This is a genomic window from Streptomyces sp. HPF1205, assembly GCF_020400825.1.
In the GTDB taxonomy this organism is placed as follows: Bacteria; Actinomycetota; Actinomycetes; order Streptomycetales; family Streptomycetaceae; genus Actinacidiphila.
On the sequence record NZ_JAINVH010000183.1, the window covers coordinates 1 to 233 of the forward strand.

The window sequence follows — 233 nt, forward strand, 5'->3', positions numbered from 1 at the left end:
CCGGTGGTGCGGGCTGGTGAGCCGGGGGTTGGTGTGGTGGTGCCGTGGGTGGTGTCGGCGCGTTCTGGTGGTGCGTTGGCTGATCAGGCGGCGCGTTTGCTGGCTCGTGTGACGGGTGGGCGGGGTGTGCTGCGGCCGGAGGATGTGGCGTTCACGTTGGCGGCGCGGCCCGGGCTGGAGCATCGTGCGGTGGTGGTGGGGCAGTCTCGCAGTGAGCTGTTGGTGGGGCTGAA

1 pseudogene is annotated in these 233 nt (G+C 70.8%); it reads left to right on the top strand.

Annotated elements, in window-relative coordinates:
• Positions 1 to 33: 33 nt before the first annotated feature.
• Positions 34 to 233 (top strand): annotated as a pseudogene (locus tag K7G61_RS36215) (polyketide synthase); the annotation flags it as partial.